Genomic DNA, 14,061 nt, shown 5'->3' on the forward strand with positions numbered 1-14,061 from the left:
CCCACGGTTCGATTCGGAGGGCGCGACGCGCCCGGAGAACGCTGATGCGCAGCATCAGCAATCCCTTCCCACCAGAAACGCCGAACCAGCAACGCCTTGCGCGGGCTTTTTTACTTGACCGGCAGCGGTCCGTGGACAAGCAAGACATGCGCCGGTAGAATTCCCCTCCGTTGGCTTTTGTTGTTTTCAGGGGAATCCCATGTTTTATCGATATCGCTCGCCCGTCTGGGGCGCGTTCCTTTGTCTGTTGTTCTTGTCCGGTTGCGTGACGACCAAGCCCATCAGCGAGGTCGGCTTCCCGCTCGAGGAGTCCGGCGTATTCATCACCGCGACGCAGAAGGAACTCGAAACCGAGGCATCGAATACCAATGCGATGGCCGCTGGTGGCGGATTGCTCGGCGTGCTCATCGTGCACGCGATCGATAGCAGCAAGAATCGTCGTGCTGAAGAAGCGATCGGCAGCATCCGCGATGCCCTGATCGACGTGCCTTTGGCCGAGGAGTTCAGCCAGCGAATCCTGGACTCCGGCCTGACGGATCAGATCAGTGTCCTCGAACCGGAAATCCTCTATGAGGTTCTGGACGAGGACTACGAGTACACCCGCGATTTCATCGGAATTTCGCCGACCGTGCGAATCACGAACGATCTTTCGGATCTGAAAGTCAGTCTGGCCCTGTCGGAATTCTCCATCGACAATCGAAACCGGCCCCGCTACACGGGCTTCAGTCAGAGCTACACCTTCGTTCATCCACTCCCCGAGCCGGACGAGGATGATGACCGGGATGCCTACGCTGAAGCCTGGTTGGCCATGGGTGTCGATGAAAAGCGCGAACTGATCTTCCGCGGCATGGATGCCACGATCCAGGCTGCGATCGCGCATATCGAGGAAGGTGACTGGTCGATGGACGCCGACCGTCGATACCGCATTCCCGATTACACCGGACGGATTCGCTACTTCCATGTGGGCGGCACCGACGAAACGCACTGGCTCGTCATGAACAAGAACGTGCGCGAGGTGCTCATCGTGCAGCATGATTCGGCGGTTGCGGCCGAGTAGGCCGTCTCCGCGCCGCGAACGCATGATCAGAGCGTCGCTTGTCCTGCTGGTCACGGTACTCCTGGCTGCCTGCGGCAATCGGGAGTATCGGACCATCGAAATGAACGTCGAGGCTGGGCCCCGGTTGGCGGTGAGCTGCACGGCCAGCTTCGACGGCGTGATCGATCGCCGTCGGGCAGGTCGAGTGACCGGGCCATCGATGCATGCCTATGACATCGAGAATCTCATCGAGTACCTGGACGCAAACATCCGGTCCATGCTTACCGAGAGCGAGTCGGGACCGTCCCTGGACGTCGAACTCCGGTACGCCTATTCGCAAGGCAAGGCCATGCGAGGTTTCTATACGGTCGTACTGGTGGCGACGTTTTCCGATCTGTCTCCGATCGTGCTTCGTGGCCGTCATGACGTGACGAACTGGGCCGGTTCGAGCAGTGAGTTCCAGCGTGGAATCACCAACGCGGCGACGCAGGCCCTCGACGCGCTCGGCCGCTTTCTGTCCGAAGCCGAGCCCTGCAATGAGCCGCTACCGAGGACAGAGACAGCCACAACTCTCTGAGCTGCGCGCGTATTCCGGGGGAGTCCAGAGTGATTTCGCGGTCTTTGGCTCGGATTTCCCCCGATTTCCGGTGCAAGGGCTTTTTGAGGCAGGTTTTGCGCCCGATTGAGCACGCACAACAGCCACCGGGCGCGGGCAAGAGCGCGCGGGTGTAAGACTCTTGCTCGGGTTGATGGGTTTCCTCGAGCGGATCTTGGAGAGACCGATGCTTGATCGAAGAACGTTGGAGAGACTGGGGTCTTGGGAGGGCTACCGGCTCAAGGACGTAGTCTGGCCCGACGGCGAGACGGGGACTGTTGAGCTGCACTTGGAGCCCAAACGGAAGGTCATGACCTGTTCGAGCTGCGGGCAGCGCTGTCGGCAGGTGCATGAGACGGTCATTCGTCGCGTGCGGGATCTGCCGCTGTTCGAGTATCGGGTCGTTTTGGTGGTTCCTCGCCGGCGGATCTGGTGCGAGCGCTGCGGTGGGCCTCGGCTGGAGCAGCTGAGCTGGCTGAGCCGTTACCAACGCGTCACCGACCGGTTGGCCGATGCCTGTGGTCGATTACTGGAAGGCATGACGATTCAAGGCGTTAGCCGCTTCTACGACCTGAACTGGCACACGGTTAAGGCGATCGACATGAGCCGGCTCAAAGCCTCATTGCCTGAGCCGGATTGGTCAGCCATCCGCTATCTGGCCATGGACGAGTTCGCGCTCCACAAGGGACATCGCTATGCCACCGTGGTGGTCGAACCGATTCAGCGCCAGGTGCTATGGGTTGGGCCTGGCCGCTCCCGCGACACGGCACGAGCCTTCTTCAAGTGGCTACCCGACGGGGTGTGCATGCGCATCGAGGCAGTGGCCATCGACATGACAACAGCCTACGAGCTGGAGATCCAGGCGCATTGCCCGCAGGCCGAAGTCGTCTACGACCTGTTCCACGTCGTGGCCAAGTACGGCCGCGAGGTGATTGACCGTGTCCGCGTCGATGAAGCCAACCGACTGCGCAAGGATCGGCCGGCCCGGAAGGTCGTAAAGTCGGCTCGCTGGCTGCTATTGCGCAACCGCAGGTGCCTCAGTCCGACTCAGAAGATCCAGCTCCAAGAGCTTCTCGAAGCCAATCAGGCTTTGCTGACAGTCTATCTGCTGCGAGATGAACTCAAGCGGCTTTGGTATTACCGCCGAGAAGGCTGGGCTCTCAAGGCCTGGGATAACTGGCTCGACCAGGCAATGGGCAGCGGGATCGCTGCGTTACAGCGCTTCGCCCAGCGCCTGAAGCCATATCTTCACGGCATTCTGGCTCGTTGCCGTCACCCGCTGAATACCAGCATCGTTGAAGGGATCAACAACACCATCAAGGTGATCAAGCGCAGAGCCTACGGCTACCGCGACCAAGAGTACTTCTTCCTCAAGATCCGGGCCGCCTTCCCCGGAAATGCGCGATGAACCGAATATTTTCGACCTATTAGATAATGGGAGCAATGTTGTCAATATCAGGGAAGGCTTAGTCTCAAGATATGATATCAAAGATGGTGAGCATGTCATCTATTGGAACTCCGATGCTGGTGTTTACCAGGATAGGGGATCTTTGAACACTCAATCACCGGCGCTGGGCTTGATTCATGAAGCTGGCCATGTGTATCAATTGGAGTACGATTGGGCCAATACTCAGCCGCTTGTTGTAGATCAAGAGTTGCCAGAAGGGCCGGTGATAAGCGGCATTGAAACACGTGTTGCGACCTTCTATGGCGAGCCTGTCCGAACTGGAGTTCGGAAGCATGGCGGAATCGTTCGTGAAGGTATGGGCGTGACAGAGTTTACAAATGATCAGAGGTGACTCATGAGTACTAACAAAACACTAGGACTAAAAGGTAGCCTTTCGCTTTTAGTTATGGCGGTGACTTTTGGAGTGTTGCCCACAAATGCAATTGCAGAGCGTTTGCCCGTCTTTGAGTGGCTTTCAGATCAAGTGGGGGCCGTTGAGATATTCGTGACGCCATGGGTGTCCGCGGGGCCCCGAGTTTCTGTAGAGGACATCACCTCAGTTGCAACAAAAGTCTCTAATATTCGAACATCGTCTTCTGCAAGCTCCTTTGTTCGACGCTTTGAGCGCTTTATTGGTCAGTGCGACGAGCCAGAAGACCGACAAGAGCTTTCCGGGTCTTTGCGATTCAGAATGGACCTGGTTTCACCAGACCGGTCGCTTTTGGGGATGATTGTGAGTAACGGGAATGAGGTTTTCTTGATAAATAGGTTCAACCACGAACCAGATTTATTTCTAGGTTGTTCTAATCAAACTTTCAAGTTCGTATTCGGATTAGGGGACTTGGGTACCTTGGACGAGGCTGCGGCGATCTCTGAGCTTATTGAAGAGCTTAGAGAAGTTGCTCGTTGACCAGATTGGTCTTGTCATTGTCTGTCAGAACGCACGCGCTAAATGATGTGAATGGTCCTCTTTTGTAAGTACGCACGGACGGGTTGGAGCGTTACCTGACTGCTACCGTCAGAGCCCAAGCTTGCCTCAATAATTCGAGCAAGATTCAATGCGCACGACATAAAGTTTTTAGATCGGTGTTTATAGTGAGAAAAGTTGCCACATTTTTGGTTTTCTACTGCCTGCTTGGGAATGCTCTGGCCCTGGAGTTCATCGTTACGTCGACCGCAGACTCCGGGCCGGGGAGCCTGCGGGAAGCGATTGGCCTGGCCAATCTGTCCCCGGAGGAAGATCAGATCCTTCTGGACGTGGACTCAGTGATACTTTCAGGAGGAGGTATCGAAATTACAGCACCCGTTACAGTGCTCGGCACGCGGGGCAGGACGGTGATTAGCGGGGGTGGTAACGCCCAGATTTTTCGGGTCCTCGCTTCGGCGGGATCCGTAGTGCTAGAGGATCTTGTTCTTCGAGATGGTACCGCCACAGGTGATCCAGATTTTCTCTGCGAATCCCCTACATCCTATGGCGGTGCAATCTGCGCAAATGCCAGTGTCGAGATCGTCAATTCGATTTTCGAGACTAACCAGAGCGAGTCCTCTGGTGGTGCTCTCTACGTCCGGCAGGGCAATCTCGTTCTCTCGGAGACGATTTTCCGCAACAATACAGCGGAAGCTGGTGGTGGCGGAGGGGCGATTCATTTTGTGGGCTACCCGGTTGTTTTCCCCGGTCCATCCTTCGAACTCAACATTACCCGTTCCCATTTCGAGGGCAATTCCACTCTGGCCGGCAGTGGGGATGGCGGAGCATTGTCGCTCGAGGGTGGTTTAGTTGAAATTCGTGACTCGATTTTTTTTGGTAACGCAGCGCTCAACCTGGTCAACCCTGATTTTCCTGAAGGTGGTGCCATCAGCACCTCTAGTTCCGAGGTGGTGTTTTCCAATCTAATTGTGGAGTCTAACGAGGTATCCAATGGCTCAGGAGGCGGAATCGCGATTGGTGGGGGCAATGCGCTCATTCGCGACACAACGGTTTCCAACAACGTTTCGGATTTTGCCGGGGGTGGCATCAGAGCGAATTTCAATGAATCCCTAGAGATCGTCAACTCCACCGTTTCGAACAATACGAGTCGCCTGAGCTCGGGCGGCGGTATTGCAACAAACAATGCTTTCAGCGTGGATCTGTACAACTCGACAGTGACCGAGAATACGAGCCTTGTAGAAGGTGGCGCAGGGGGGCTCAGTCTGACTGCGGCTCAACCTAGCTTCCCTGTGACATCCCTCGTCGATATTCAGAGTTCGATCCTGTCCGGGAATATGGGTAGCGGCCCGGATTTCGAGCGCAATTCATTCGGTTTCAATCGGGTTCTCGTCGATAGCCGTCACAACCTGCTCGGCAGCGGACTGATGCCCGATGATAACGATGTGGTGAGCCTGGACCCGCAGTTGGGGCCGCTCCAGGACAACGGGTGCGCCGTGCCCGCCGGATTTCCGGGGATGGCGCGCTGCGTCGATACCCATCTGCCATTACCGACCAGTCCGTCTCTGGCTGTCGGCTTGAATCCTCTGAATCTTCCTTTCGACCAACGTGGAGCGGGCTTTCCCAGACAGATCGGATCTCCCTCGACAATTGGCGCGCTGACCGTCCCGAGTGGTTTTGCCGATGAGACAATCCCCGTCTCCTTGCTGTCTTCGCCCGCCTTGCTGGCGTTTCTGGTTCTCGGGTTGATGCTCATCTCCGGCCAGGAGTTTGTTAGAAGGCCTGCATCATAGCGGGGTGAATTGCTGTCATTCGTCCCTGATGAAGGTGCCGAAGAGCCTGGCGGGATTAGAGGCTATTCGATAAAGGCTGGAGTGTTGAATCGCCCCGGTGACCGTACCCAATGGCTTCGTCGACCAGACCATCGCCGTTTCGGTGCTCGAAGAAGGATGCTTGCTGATTCCCCTGGTGCTGGCAATGCTGGTTCTAGTGTTTCCCGCCACTCGTTTCCCAACTTTCAGCGAGTCGGAAAGCGCAAAGGCTCACCGAGGGCGGATTCGCAAGTGAGCTTGGCGCCGCACTTGCGAATCCACCGGATGCTCGCAGATCAGCGGCGCTTGCTCGGTGAGAAATCCCGCTCCGCGGTCGCCAGTACCTCCGGCGCCGGTGGGACGCTGGCGTACATCTTCTGGAACAGGCTGACGGACTCGCTTTCCGGGGCGTGCAGGCCCTGCACGAAGTTCGGGCGGATGCTCTGGTAGAGCAGTCGGGCCTCGATGCTGAGGGACAGGGCGGCTTCACCGGTCGGGATGCGGTAGCGGACGACGTCCTGACCGCTGCCCTGGGCGGGAAAGCTCGGGCTGAAATCTCCGTCGTTGCGGGCAGCACCGTAGATATCGCTGGCGCCGTCCGCCGGCAGGACGGAGCGACGGAAACCGATCGGCGGGATTCGGTTGTCCTTGAGGTAGTGGCTGCCGTAGATCAGGTGGTAGGTGATCAGACCGTTGACGTCGCCCATGACCGATTCGTAGATCGCCACCTGATCCGGATCCTCGATGAGATCACGATGGGGTTCGAAGCAGGGGCGAGGTGCCAGCGAGATGTGGTTCTCGTAGGGCTCCAGGCATTCGCTCCGGCCATGCAGGGCATCGAGTGCCAGTTCGCCATCGGCGTTCGGCGCGCCGGACTCGAAGACGACCTGGTCGTTGGCATCGAGGACTCGCAGATGAATCCACATGCGCCGGGATGGGTAGCCCGTGGGCAGCTTGTGGCCGGCGAGGTTGGTGATGCGAACGGGGGCCAGGATCGCGTCCCCATCGACTTCCGGATCCAGCACTTCGATCACCGCCGATGCGTTCTGAAGCAGGTTGCGCGAGTCTGCCGCCTTGGCGCGGAAGCCGTCTTCGGTGGTGTCGAGGAGGCCCAGCTGCTCGCGGAACTCGGCGAAGATGTCGAGCATATGGGCGTTGCCGCCGACGAACTCGTGGGCATGGAAGGGCTGCCGCAGGGGCCAGTTCGGCGCGGGATCGGTCCCGTTGCGCGTCGCGATGACGGTGGCATAGTCGGGTGCGGGCTGGGGCATGTGGCAGTCCTGGCACTGCACATCGCCGCCCAGATCGGCCGAGTAGATGCTGTTCTGCCATTCGAAGTAGGGGGTCTGCTCCGGGAAGTTCAGCCCGGCCGGCTCGTTGCTGTTGACGTCCACCACGGGCGTGTAGAGCGTATGGCAGGTGGCGCAGAGTTCCGAGCTCTCCATGTCCGGCCCGAACACTGCGTTGTAGCCGGTCTGATTGAACATGAGGTTGCCGCGCGGCGAGTCATAGGGCCCGAAGATGTCGCGGAGGATCGGGTCGATTTCATAGCCGCCGGAAAAGCTGCTTTCCTCGCCGAAGTTCGCGGGCTGGATCTGATGACAGACCGTGCAGCTGACGCCTTCGCGGGCGTGCATTTCGTTCACCGCTGTCGCCAGTCGATACTGGCCCTCCGGGTCCAGGCCCTGGCCCGTGTGATGCGCGTTGGTCCGTCCCATCGGCGCATGGCAGGTCAGGCATTTGTCCTCGATGAACCCTGCCAGGCTCGGCACCGTTGCGGTTTCCGAGGTCAGCTTGGCCTGGAAATAGGGGTCGGCAAAGGCATTGGCCATCATGGTATGGCGCCAACCCGTGAACGGACTGACATCGACCCCGTCGTGAAACATCACCGTGGGCACGTTGGGCGTGGCCTCATGGCAGCTGCCGCATTCCAGCGCCGAGGCGAAGGCGCCCACATAGCCCCAGTCCGGGTCGAAGTTGCTCGTCCCGGGCAGGTTGATGCTGATTGGCGGTTCGGGGCTGACCGGTGGCTTGGCGCGCCGGTAGCGATCCTGTGCCATGGCGAGGCCCGCCAGCAGGATCAGACCGGTCAGGGCGAACAGGATGATGACGCGGCCTCGCGGGCTGGGGCGGAGGTGGACTCGGTTCATGGCGCGGCTCCTCAAGGTGGGCTTGCGTCGGGCCATTGCCGATGGCCGGAGCAAATTCCGTTGTATGCGTATTACCTAATATGTATCACATGGGGTCGCCAGGCGAATTGATCCAGGTCAGGAAATGACGGGTCGGAGCCTTCGGGCTTGGGGAAAAAATTGCATCGAGAATCCGCTTGGCGGGTAGGATGGCCACTGGTTCGGAATATCGACGACATGTCCGCCTACCTCATCATCATCGGGCTGATCGCCGCCGGCTGGGCGCTGGCCCGCACCGGGTACTTTCCCGAGTCGACGCCGGAAGTGCTCAACAAGGTGGTCATCGCCCTGTGTCTGCCGGCCCTCATCCTGATTCATGTCCCGACCCTGGAAGCCTCCTGGGCGCTGCTGCCCCTGGTGCTGATTCCCTGGCTGCTGCTGGCCATCACGGTGCTGGTGGTGCTGCTGATCGGTCGCTGGCTTCGCCTTCGCCGTGAGGTGATCGCGACCCTGATGGTGCTGATCCCGCTCGGCAACACCTCCTTCCTCGGCTTTCCGCTGGTCGAAGCCCTGCTGGGCGCCGAGGCCATTCGCCTGGCCGTGGTCTACGACCAGTTCGGCTCCTTCCTGATCGTCTGTACCCACGTCCTGTTCGTGGTCGGCTGGTACGGCGAGGGCGAGAACCCGACGCTCACCTCGATGGGGCGGCGAATCCTGACGTTTCCGCCCTTCATCGCGCTCGTGGCCGCCTTGCTGTTCGGCAATGCCTGGTTCCCGGGGCCGCTGATGGGTCTGGTCGAGCGCTTTGCCGACATGCTGCTGCCCCTGGTCACCCTGGCGATCGGGCTCAGTCTGAAGCTGCGCCTGGTGCCGGACTACCGGCGCGGGCTCGTCATCGGCCTGGTCGGCAAGTTGCTGGTGCTGCCGGCCCTGGCGCTGGGCCTGGCCTGGATTCTGGGCGCGCGCGGCGACATCGGAACCGTGTCGGTGCTCGAGTCGGCGATGCCGCCGATGATCACCGCCGCCGCACTGCTGGCCGCGGCCCGCCTGGCGCCGGCCCTGGGTTCGGCCCTGGTGGCCTGGGGCGTGCTGTTTTCCGCCATCACCGTGCCGGCCTGGTTCTGGCTGGCCGAACGAATCCTGGGGGGCGCATGACACCGCGACCGGGGCAATTGAACGAGTCGGTGGAGTCGGCGGTCTCGCTGATCGTGACCGGCTTCGAGGACTACAACGCCAGCTTCGGCGATATCGCGCGTCGGGGTCGCCGCCGCTTCGAGGCCGGTGACCGCCAGGGCATGCGTCGCGACGTGGTCGAGCGAATGGCGCTCTACGACCAGGGCATCGACGAGCTGATCGGGCGCCTGGACGTGTTGCTGGCCAGCCGACTGTTCTCGCGCAGCGTCTGGAAGCATCTGCGTGCGGCGTATGAACGTCGCATCCGGGATCGCCTGGACCAGGAACTCTACAAGACCTGGTTCAATACCATCAGCCGGCGCCTGTTCAAGACTCGCGGCGTGGACCCGAAGATCGAGTTCATGGCGCCGGACATCGACCCGACGGACCGCATCACCCATCCGGTGTCTCGCCACGTCTACGCAGTCAGCGGGCGGCCTGCGGCGACCTTCGAGCGAATTCTTCGGGACCACCCGTTCTCGATCGATTACGGCGACGTGCGCGGCGATGCCCGGAAGCTGGCCGAGCACATGGCCAGCGAACTGAAGGCGCGAGGTGAAGACGGGCTGAGCAGCATCGAATTGCTGGAGACGGTCTTCTACCGAGAAGGTCGGGCCTATCTCGTGGGCCGTGCCTTCGCCCGCGATGCCTTTCTGCCCTGCGTGATCGCTCTGAAGGCCGAGCAGGGCGAAGTGCGCGTCGATGCGCTGCTCTGCCGCCGCATCCAGGTCAGCATCCTGTTCGGCTTCACCTTCAGCTACTTCCTGGCCGATCTGCCGACGGTGGGTGACGCGGTGGTCTTCCTGCGCACCCTGCTGCCCGACAAGCCCCTGGACGAGCTCTACACGGTGCTGGGGCGTGCCAAGCAGGGCAAGACCGAGCGCTACCGAGCCTTCTATCGACACATCGAACAGGCACCGAAGGAACAGATGCAGGCGGCCGAGGGCACGCCGGGCATGGTGATGATGGTGTTCACCCTGCCGTCCTACCCGCTGGTCTTCAAGCTGCTCCGTGATCGCTTCGATCCGGCCAAGAAGGTGCACCGCAAGGACGTCTTCGAGCGCTATCACCTGGTCTACCGCCACGACCGGGTCGGGCGCCTGCTGGACGCGCAGGAGTTCAAGGACCTGCGCTTCGACGCGTCGCGCTTTCCCGAACCGCTCCGGCAGGAACTGGTCGAGGGCTGCTCCAAGGTGGTCAACGAAGAGGAGGGCAGTCTGGTCATCCGCCACTGCTGGGTCGAGCGCCGCGTTCGGCCGCTGAATCTCTACCTGAAGGAGGTCGACGACGCGCAGGCCGAAGCCGCTGTCCTCGACATGGGGCAGGCCCTGAAGGATCTGGCGCGATCCAATATCTTCGCCGGAGATCTGCTGCCGAAGAACTTCGGGGTGACGCGCTCGGGAAGGGTGGTGTTCTACGACTACGACGAGCTGATGCTGCTGACCGACTGCCGCTTCCGACGCATCCCCGAAGCGCGGGACTTCACCGACATCTACAGCTCGCAGCCCTGGTACTCGATCGAGGACAACGACGTCTTCCCGGAGGAGTTCCGGCGCTTCATGGGCCTGAAAAGGGACCATATGGCGCTGCTCGAGCGCGTTCACGGTGAACTGTTCGATGCCGACTGGTGGGCCGAGGTGCAGTCGCGCATCCGCTCCGGCCAGGCCCTGGACGTGCCGCCCTACAACGAAGGCGCTTTGCTGAGCTGCTCCGGCTGAAGCGGCTTCAGGCCGGGTGCATTTCCCCGCAGCGATCGCAGCGGCGCAGCTCCTCGCTGCCGAGGAAGCGCTGGATGATCGGCGGAAACTGGTTCTCGATGCTCTCGAGGTGGAAGTACTCCTCGTGGAGCTTGTGGTGGCAGGCCGGGCAGAACCACATCAGGCCGTCCTTCTCATGGGGCAGACGCTTGCGCTCGATCACCAGGCCGACGGTGTTTTCCAGGCGCTGCGGTGAATGCGGCACCTTCGGCGGCAGGTAGAAGATCTCGCCTTCGCGAATGCGGACATCCCGCGGGCCGTCCTCTTCCATCAGCTTCAGGATCATGTCGCCCTCGAGCTGGTAGAAGAACTCGGGGCCTTCGTCGTAGTGGTAATCGCTGCGCTGGTTGGGGCCGCCGACGACCATGACGATGAAGTCCTCGTCATAGACGCACTTGTTGCCGACAGGGGGCTTGAGCAGGTGGCGGTTGTCTTCGATCCAGCGCTTGAAGTCGATCGGTGGCAGCATGGTCCGGTCCTGGCTTGATTGACTCGACAGTCTACTCGGCGAAGGCCGCCATGCACTTGAATTCGATCGCGATCGGGGTCGGCAGGGCGTTGATCTCGACCGTGGTCCGGCAGGGCGCGGCTTCGGTGAAATACTCGGCGTAGATCGCGTTGAAGCGCTTGAAGTCCCGTTTCATGTCGGTCAGGAAGACGGTGATGTCGACCAGGTTGGCGCGGCTGGCGCCCGCCGATGCCAGCACCTGGTCCAGGTTGGCGACGAGCTGACGGGTCTGGGCCTCGATGTCGTAGTCGATCAGCGTGCCGGCCTCGTCGTAGACGTTGCCGGGGACTTCATCGCTGCCCGGGATCCGCGGGCCGAGACCGGACAGGAACAGCAGATTGCCGACTCGGCGGGCGTGCGGATAGCTGCCGACGGGGCGCGGGGCGGTGTCGGAGTGGATCTTGTCGCTCATGATTCCTTCGCTTGCTCGTGGGCGCGTTCAGTCGCCGTTGATGAAGACGTTCTTCGGTTCGGTGAAGAATTCCAGCGACCAGTGGCCGCCCTCGCGGCCCAGGCCGGAGGCCTTGACGCCGCCGAAGGGCGTGCGCAGGTCGCGCACCAGCCAGTTGTTGACCCAGACGATGCCCGACTGCAGGCGGCCAGCCACGCGATGGGCGCGCGACAGGCCTTCGGTCCAGACCGTGGCGGCCAGGCCATAGTCGACGTCGTTGGCCAGCGCGATCGCTTCCTCCTCGCTCGAAAAGCGCTGCAGGGTCACGACGGGGCCGAAGATCTCTTCGCGGTGCAGACGGCTCTCGGGGGGCAGGTCGGCGATCAGGGTGGGCAGCACGAAAGCACCGTCCTGACAGCGGCCCGTGGGCCGGGTGGCTTCGCCGCCGCAGAGAATGCGACCGCCGTCCTGGCGAGCCTGGTCGATGTAGCCGAGAACCTTGTCGCGATGGGCTGCCGAAATCAGCGCACCCTGGGTGTTGTCCTCGTCCTCGGGGTCGCCGACCTTCAGGCCCTTGACGGCCTCGACCAGGCGCTCGACCAGTGGCTCGTAGATGGACTCGTGGATCAGGAAGCGCGAGCTGCACAGGCAGACCTGGCCCTGATTGGTGAAGCCCGCACGCAGCAGACCGGCAACGGTCCGGTCGAGATCGGCGTCGTCGAAGACCAGGGCCGGGTTCTTGCCGCCCAGTTCCAGCGAGAGCTTGATCAGGCGGGGCGCGGTGGACTGGGCGATGCGACGCCCCGTGACCGTGCCGCCGGTGAAGGAGACGGCCTTGATGTCCGGGTGATCGACCAGGGCCTGGCCGCAGCGGGCCCCGAGCCCGTGGACGAGGTTGAAGACGCCTGCCGGAAGGCCTGCCTCGTTGGCGAGTCGGGCCAGGGCGTCGGCGGTCAGCGGGGTGAGCTCCGAGGGCTTGGCCACCACCGTGTTGCCGGTGACCAGGGCGGGTCCGAGCTTCCAAGTCAGCAGGTAGAGCGGCAGGTTCCAGGGTGTGATCAGGGCCACGGGCCCCAGCGGTTCGCGGCGCGTGTAGTTGAACCCGGTCGGACCCATGTCGTGGCCGGCACTGGACCACTGGCTCATCGCTCGGGCGAAGAAACGCAGGTTGGCCTCGGCCCGCTGCATGTCGATCTCGCGCGCCAGGCGACGCGGCTTGCCCGTGTCTTCGGACTCGAGGGCGGCCAGTTCCTCGGCATTGGCCTGAATCAGACCGGCCAGGCGCTCCAGGCGCTCCATTCGGTCCGCGACGGGGCGAGCGGACCAGTCCGGGAAGGCTTCGCGCGCTGCGGCCACGGCCTGATCGACGTCGGCGGGGCCGGAGTCGGGTATCCGGGCGATGCATTCGCCGGTGGCGGGATTGAGGTTTTCCAGGCTGCCGCCCTCGAGGGCCGGCTGGGTCCGGCCGGCGATGAAGTTGCCGACGGTTCTCACAGCGATTTCAGGCGACCGCCGTCGACCGCCAGACTGACGCCGGAGATGTAGGCCGCCGCCGGGCTGGCCAGGAAGGCGACCGCATTGGCGACTTCCTCCGGTTGGGCAAAGCGCCGCAGCGGCACGAAGGATCGAAGCTGCTCGGCCACCTCGGCGTCGCTCATGTCCTGCTGCCGAGCCTTGCCTTCGATGATCTTGTCCAGGCGGGAGGTGGCGGTGAAGCCGGGCAGGACGTTGTTGACCGTGATGCCGTCCGGGCCCAGCTCGCCGACGAGAGTCTTGGCCCAGGCGGCGACGGCGGCGCGGACCGTGTTGGAGACGCCCAGGCCCGGGATCGGCTCGTAGACCGAGGTGGAAATGATGTTGATGATCCGGCCGTAGCCGGCCTCGCGCATGCCGGGCAGGGCGGCGCGCAGCAGGTGCTGGCTGGCGACGAGGTGCGGGCGCATGCCATCGATGAAGGCCTGCGGGTCCGCCGACTGCAGGGGACCCGGCGGCGGGCCGCCGGCGTTCAGGACCAGGACCTGGACTGGATCCTTCGCCAGGGCGGGTAGGAGCCTGGCTTCGATCTCGGACTCGTTCGAAAGATCAACGGCAATCCACTGATTCTTCTCGCCATTGATTCGATCAAGCTGGCTGGCAACGGCCGATAGCTTGTCCGCCGAGCGGGCCACGACGGTGACCCGGGCGCCGAGCTCGGCCAGCGCTTCGGCGCTGGCCTGGCCGATGCCCTGGCTGGCGCCGCAGACCAGGGCGTGCTTTCCGTTCAGTTTCATGTCCATGGCGGGTCTCCGT

At 62.0% G+C, this 14,061-nt stretch carries 13 protein-coding genes; 8 read left to right on the forward strand and 5 right to left on the reverse strand.

Annotated features, from left to right (window positions below):
• The first annotated feature begins 199 nt into the window (after window positions 1-199).
• The 6 genes from WM2015_RS07375 (at window position 200) to WM2015_RS07395 (ending at window position 5,796) form a co-directional block, all read left to right on the forward strand.
• Window positions 200-1,057, forward strand: coding sequence for a hypothetical protein (locus tag WM2015_RS07375; RefSeq protein WP_156200979.1), 858 nt, complete (start codon window positions 200-202; stop codon window positions 1,055-1,057).
• 22 nt (window positions 1,058-1,079) lie between these two features.
• On the forward strand, window positions 1,080-1,613 hold the full coding sequence (locus WM2015_RS07380) for a hypothetical protein (RefSeq protein WP_049725437.1): 534 nt from the start codon (window positions 1,080-1,082) through the stop codon (window positions 1,611-1,613).
• A gap of 205 nt (window positions 1,614-1,818) precedes the next feature.
• Window positions 1,819-3,039: an ISL3 family transposase gene (locus WM2015_RS07385; RefSeq protein WP_049727010.1), complete on the forward strand. Its 1,221-nt coding sequence runs from the start codon at window positions 1,819-1,821 to the stop codon at window positions 3,037-3,039.
• On the forward strand, window positions 3,029-3,430 hold the full coding sequence (locus tag WM2015_RS15845; protein ID WP_156200981.1) for a hypothetical protein: 402 nt from the start codon (window positions 3,029-3,031) through the stop codon (window positions 3,428-3,430). Before WM2015_RS07385 ends, WM2015_RS15845 begins: the two co-directional genes overlap by 11 nt.
• 3 nt (window positions 3,431-3,433) lie before the next feature.
• Window positions 3,434-3,988 (forward strand): hypothetical protein, encoded by a 555-nt coding sequence (locus WM2015_RS15850; protein WP_156200983.1) that lies wholly within the window; start codon window positions 3,434-3,436, stop codon window positions 3,986-3,988.
• Between the two features lie 185 nt (window positions 3,989-4,173).
• Window positions 4,174-5,796 carry a right-handed parallel beta-helix repeat-containing protein gene (locus WM2015_RS07395; RefSeq protein ID WP_169751121.1) on the forward strand — a complete coding sequence of 541 codons (1,623 nt, stop codon included), beginning with the start codon at window positions 4,174-4,176 and terminating at the stop codon, window positions 5,794-5,796.
• A 314-nt stretch (window positions 5,797-6,110) separates the two neighbouring features.
• Here WM2015_RS07395 and WM2015_RS07400 read toward each other — a convergent pair whose 3' ends face one another.
• Window positions 6,111-7,964: a hypothetical protein gene (locus WM2015_RS07400; RefSeq protein ID WP_049725440.1), complete on the reverse strand. Its 1,854-nt coding sequence runs from the start codon at window positions 7,962-7,964 to the stop codon at window positions 6,111-6,113.
• Window positions 7,965-8,180: 216 nt separating this feature from the next.
• Here WM2015_RS07400 and WM2015_RS07405 point away from each other — a divergent pair, with 216 nt between their 5' ends.
• Complete coding sequence (locus WM2015_RS07405; RefSeq protein WP_049725441.1) at window positions 8,181-9,098, forward strand: AEC family transporter; 918 nt, start codon at window positions 8,181-8,183, stop codon at window positions 9,096-9,098.
• Entirely contained in the window at window positions 9,095-10,834 is a 1,740-nt protein-coding gene (gene aceK, locus WM2015_RS07410; protein WP_049725442.1) for a bifunctional isocitrate dehydrogenase kinase/phosphatase, read from the forward strand. The genes WM2015_RS07405 and aceK overlap by 4 nt, the downstream gene beginning before the upstream one ends.
• 7 nt (window positions 10,835-10,841) lie before the next feature.
• Here the strand turns inward: aceK and WM2015_RS07415 are convergent, their stop codons facing one another.
• Genes WM2015_RS07415 through WM2015_RS07430 form a run of 4 tightly spaced genes read right to left on the reverse strand, consistent with a single transcriptional unit; the run spans window position 10,842 to window position 14,048 of the window.
• Window positions 10,842-11,342, reverse strand: a complete 501-nt coding sequence (locus WM2015_RS07415; protein ID WP_049725443.1) for a 3-hydroxyanthranilate 3,4-dioxygenase — start codon at window positions 11,340-11,342, stop codon at window positions 10,842-10,844.
• 31 nt (window positions 11,343-11,373) lie between these two features.
• Window positions 11,374-11,793 (reverse strand): RidA family protein, encoded by a 420-nt coding sequence (locus WM2015_RS07420; protein ID WP_183971346.1) that lies wholly within the window; start codon window positions 11,791-11,793, stop codon window positions 11,374-11,376.
• 27 nt (window positions 11,794-11,820) lie between these two features.
• Window positions 11,821-13,266, reverse strand: a complete 1,446-nt coding sequence (locus WM2015_RS07425) for an aldehyde dehydrogenase (protein WP_049725445.1) — start codon at window positions 13,264-13,266, stop codon at window positions 11,821-11,823.
• Window positions 13,263-14,048, reverse strand: coding sequence for an SDR family oxidoreductase (locus WM2015_RS07430; RefSeq protein ID WP_049725446.1), 786 nt, complete (start codon window positions 14,046-14,048; stop codon window positions 13,263-13,265). Before WM2015_RS07430 ends, WM2015_RS07425 begins: the two co-directional genes overlap by 4 nt.
• Window positions 14,049-14,061 lie beyond the last annotated feature (13 nt).

Source organism: Wenzhouxiangella marina (assembly GCF_001187785.1).
Classification (GTDB): domain Bacteria; phylum Pseudomonadota; class Gammaproteobacteria; order Xanthomonadales; family Wenzhouxiangellaceae; genus Wenzhouxiangella; species Wenzhouxiangella marina.

Bases quoted from the DNA above. Each gene is read 5' to 3' on its own strand.
- aceK (WP_049725442.1), top strand. From the start codon at position 9,095: ATGACACCGCGACCGGGGCAATTGAACGAGTCGGTGGAGTCGGCGGTC.
- WM2015_RS07400 (WP_049725440.1), bottom strand. From the start codon at position 7,964: ATGAACCGAGTCCACCTCCGCCCCAGCCCGCGAGGCCGCGTCATCATC.
- WM2015_RS07385 (WP_049727010.1), top strand. From the start codon at position 1,819: ATGCTTGATCGAAGAACGTTGGAGAGACTGGGGTCTTGGGAGGGCTAC.
- WM2015_RS07430 (WP_049725446.1), bottom strand. From the start codon at position 14,048: ATGGACATGAAACTGAACGGAAAGCACGCCCTGGTCTGCGGCGCCAGC.
- WM2015_RS07380 (WP_049725437.1), top strand. From the start codon at position 1,080: ATGATCAGAGCGTCGCTTGTCCTGCTGGTCACGGTACTCCTGGCTGCC.
- WM2015_RS07415 (WP_049725443.1), bottom strand. From the start codon at position 11,342: ATGCTGCCACCGATCGACTTCAAGCGCTGGATCGAAGACAACCGCCAC.
- WM2015_RS07405 (WP_049725441.1), top strand. From the start codon at position 8,181: ATGTCCGCCTACCTCATCATCATCGGGCTGATCGCCGCCGGCTGGGCG.
- WM2015_RS15845 (WP_156200981.1), top strand. From the start codon at position 3,029: ATGCGCGATGAACCGAATATTTTCGACCTATTAGATAATGGGAGCAAT.
- WM2015_RS15850 (WP_156200983.1), top strand. From the start codon at position 3,434: ATGAGTACTAACAAAACACTAGGACTAAAAGGTAGCCTTTCGCTTTTA.
- WM2015_RS07375 (WP_156200979.1), top strand. From the start codon at position 200: ATGTTTTATCGATATCGCTCGCCCGTCTGGGGCGCGTTCCTTTGTCTG.
- WM2015_RS07420 (WP_183971346.1), bottom strand. From the start codon at position 11,793: ATGAGCGACAAGATCCACTCCGACACCGCCCCGCGCCCCGTCGGCAGC.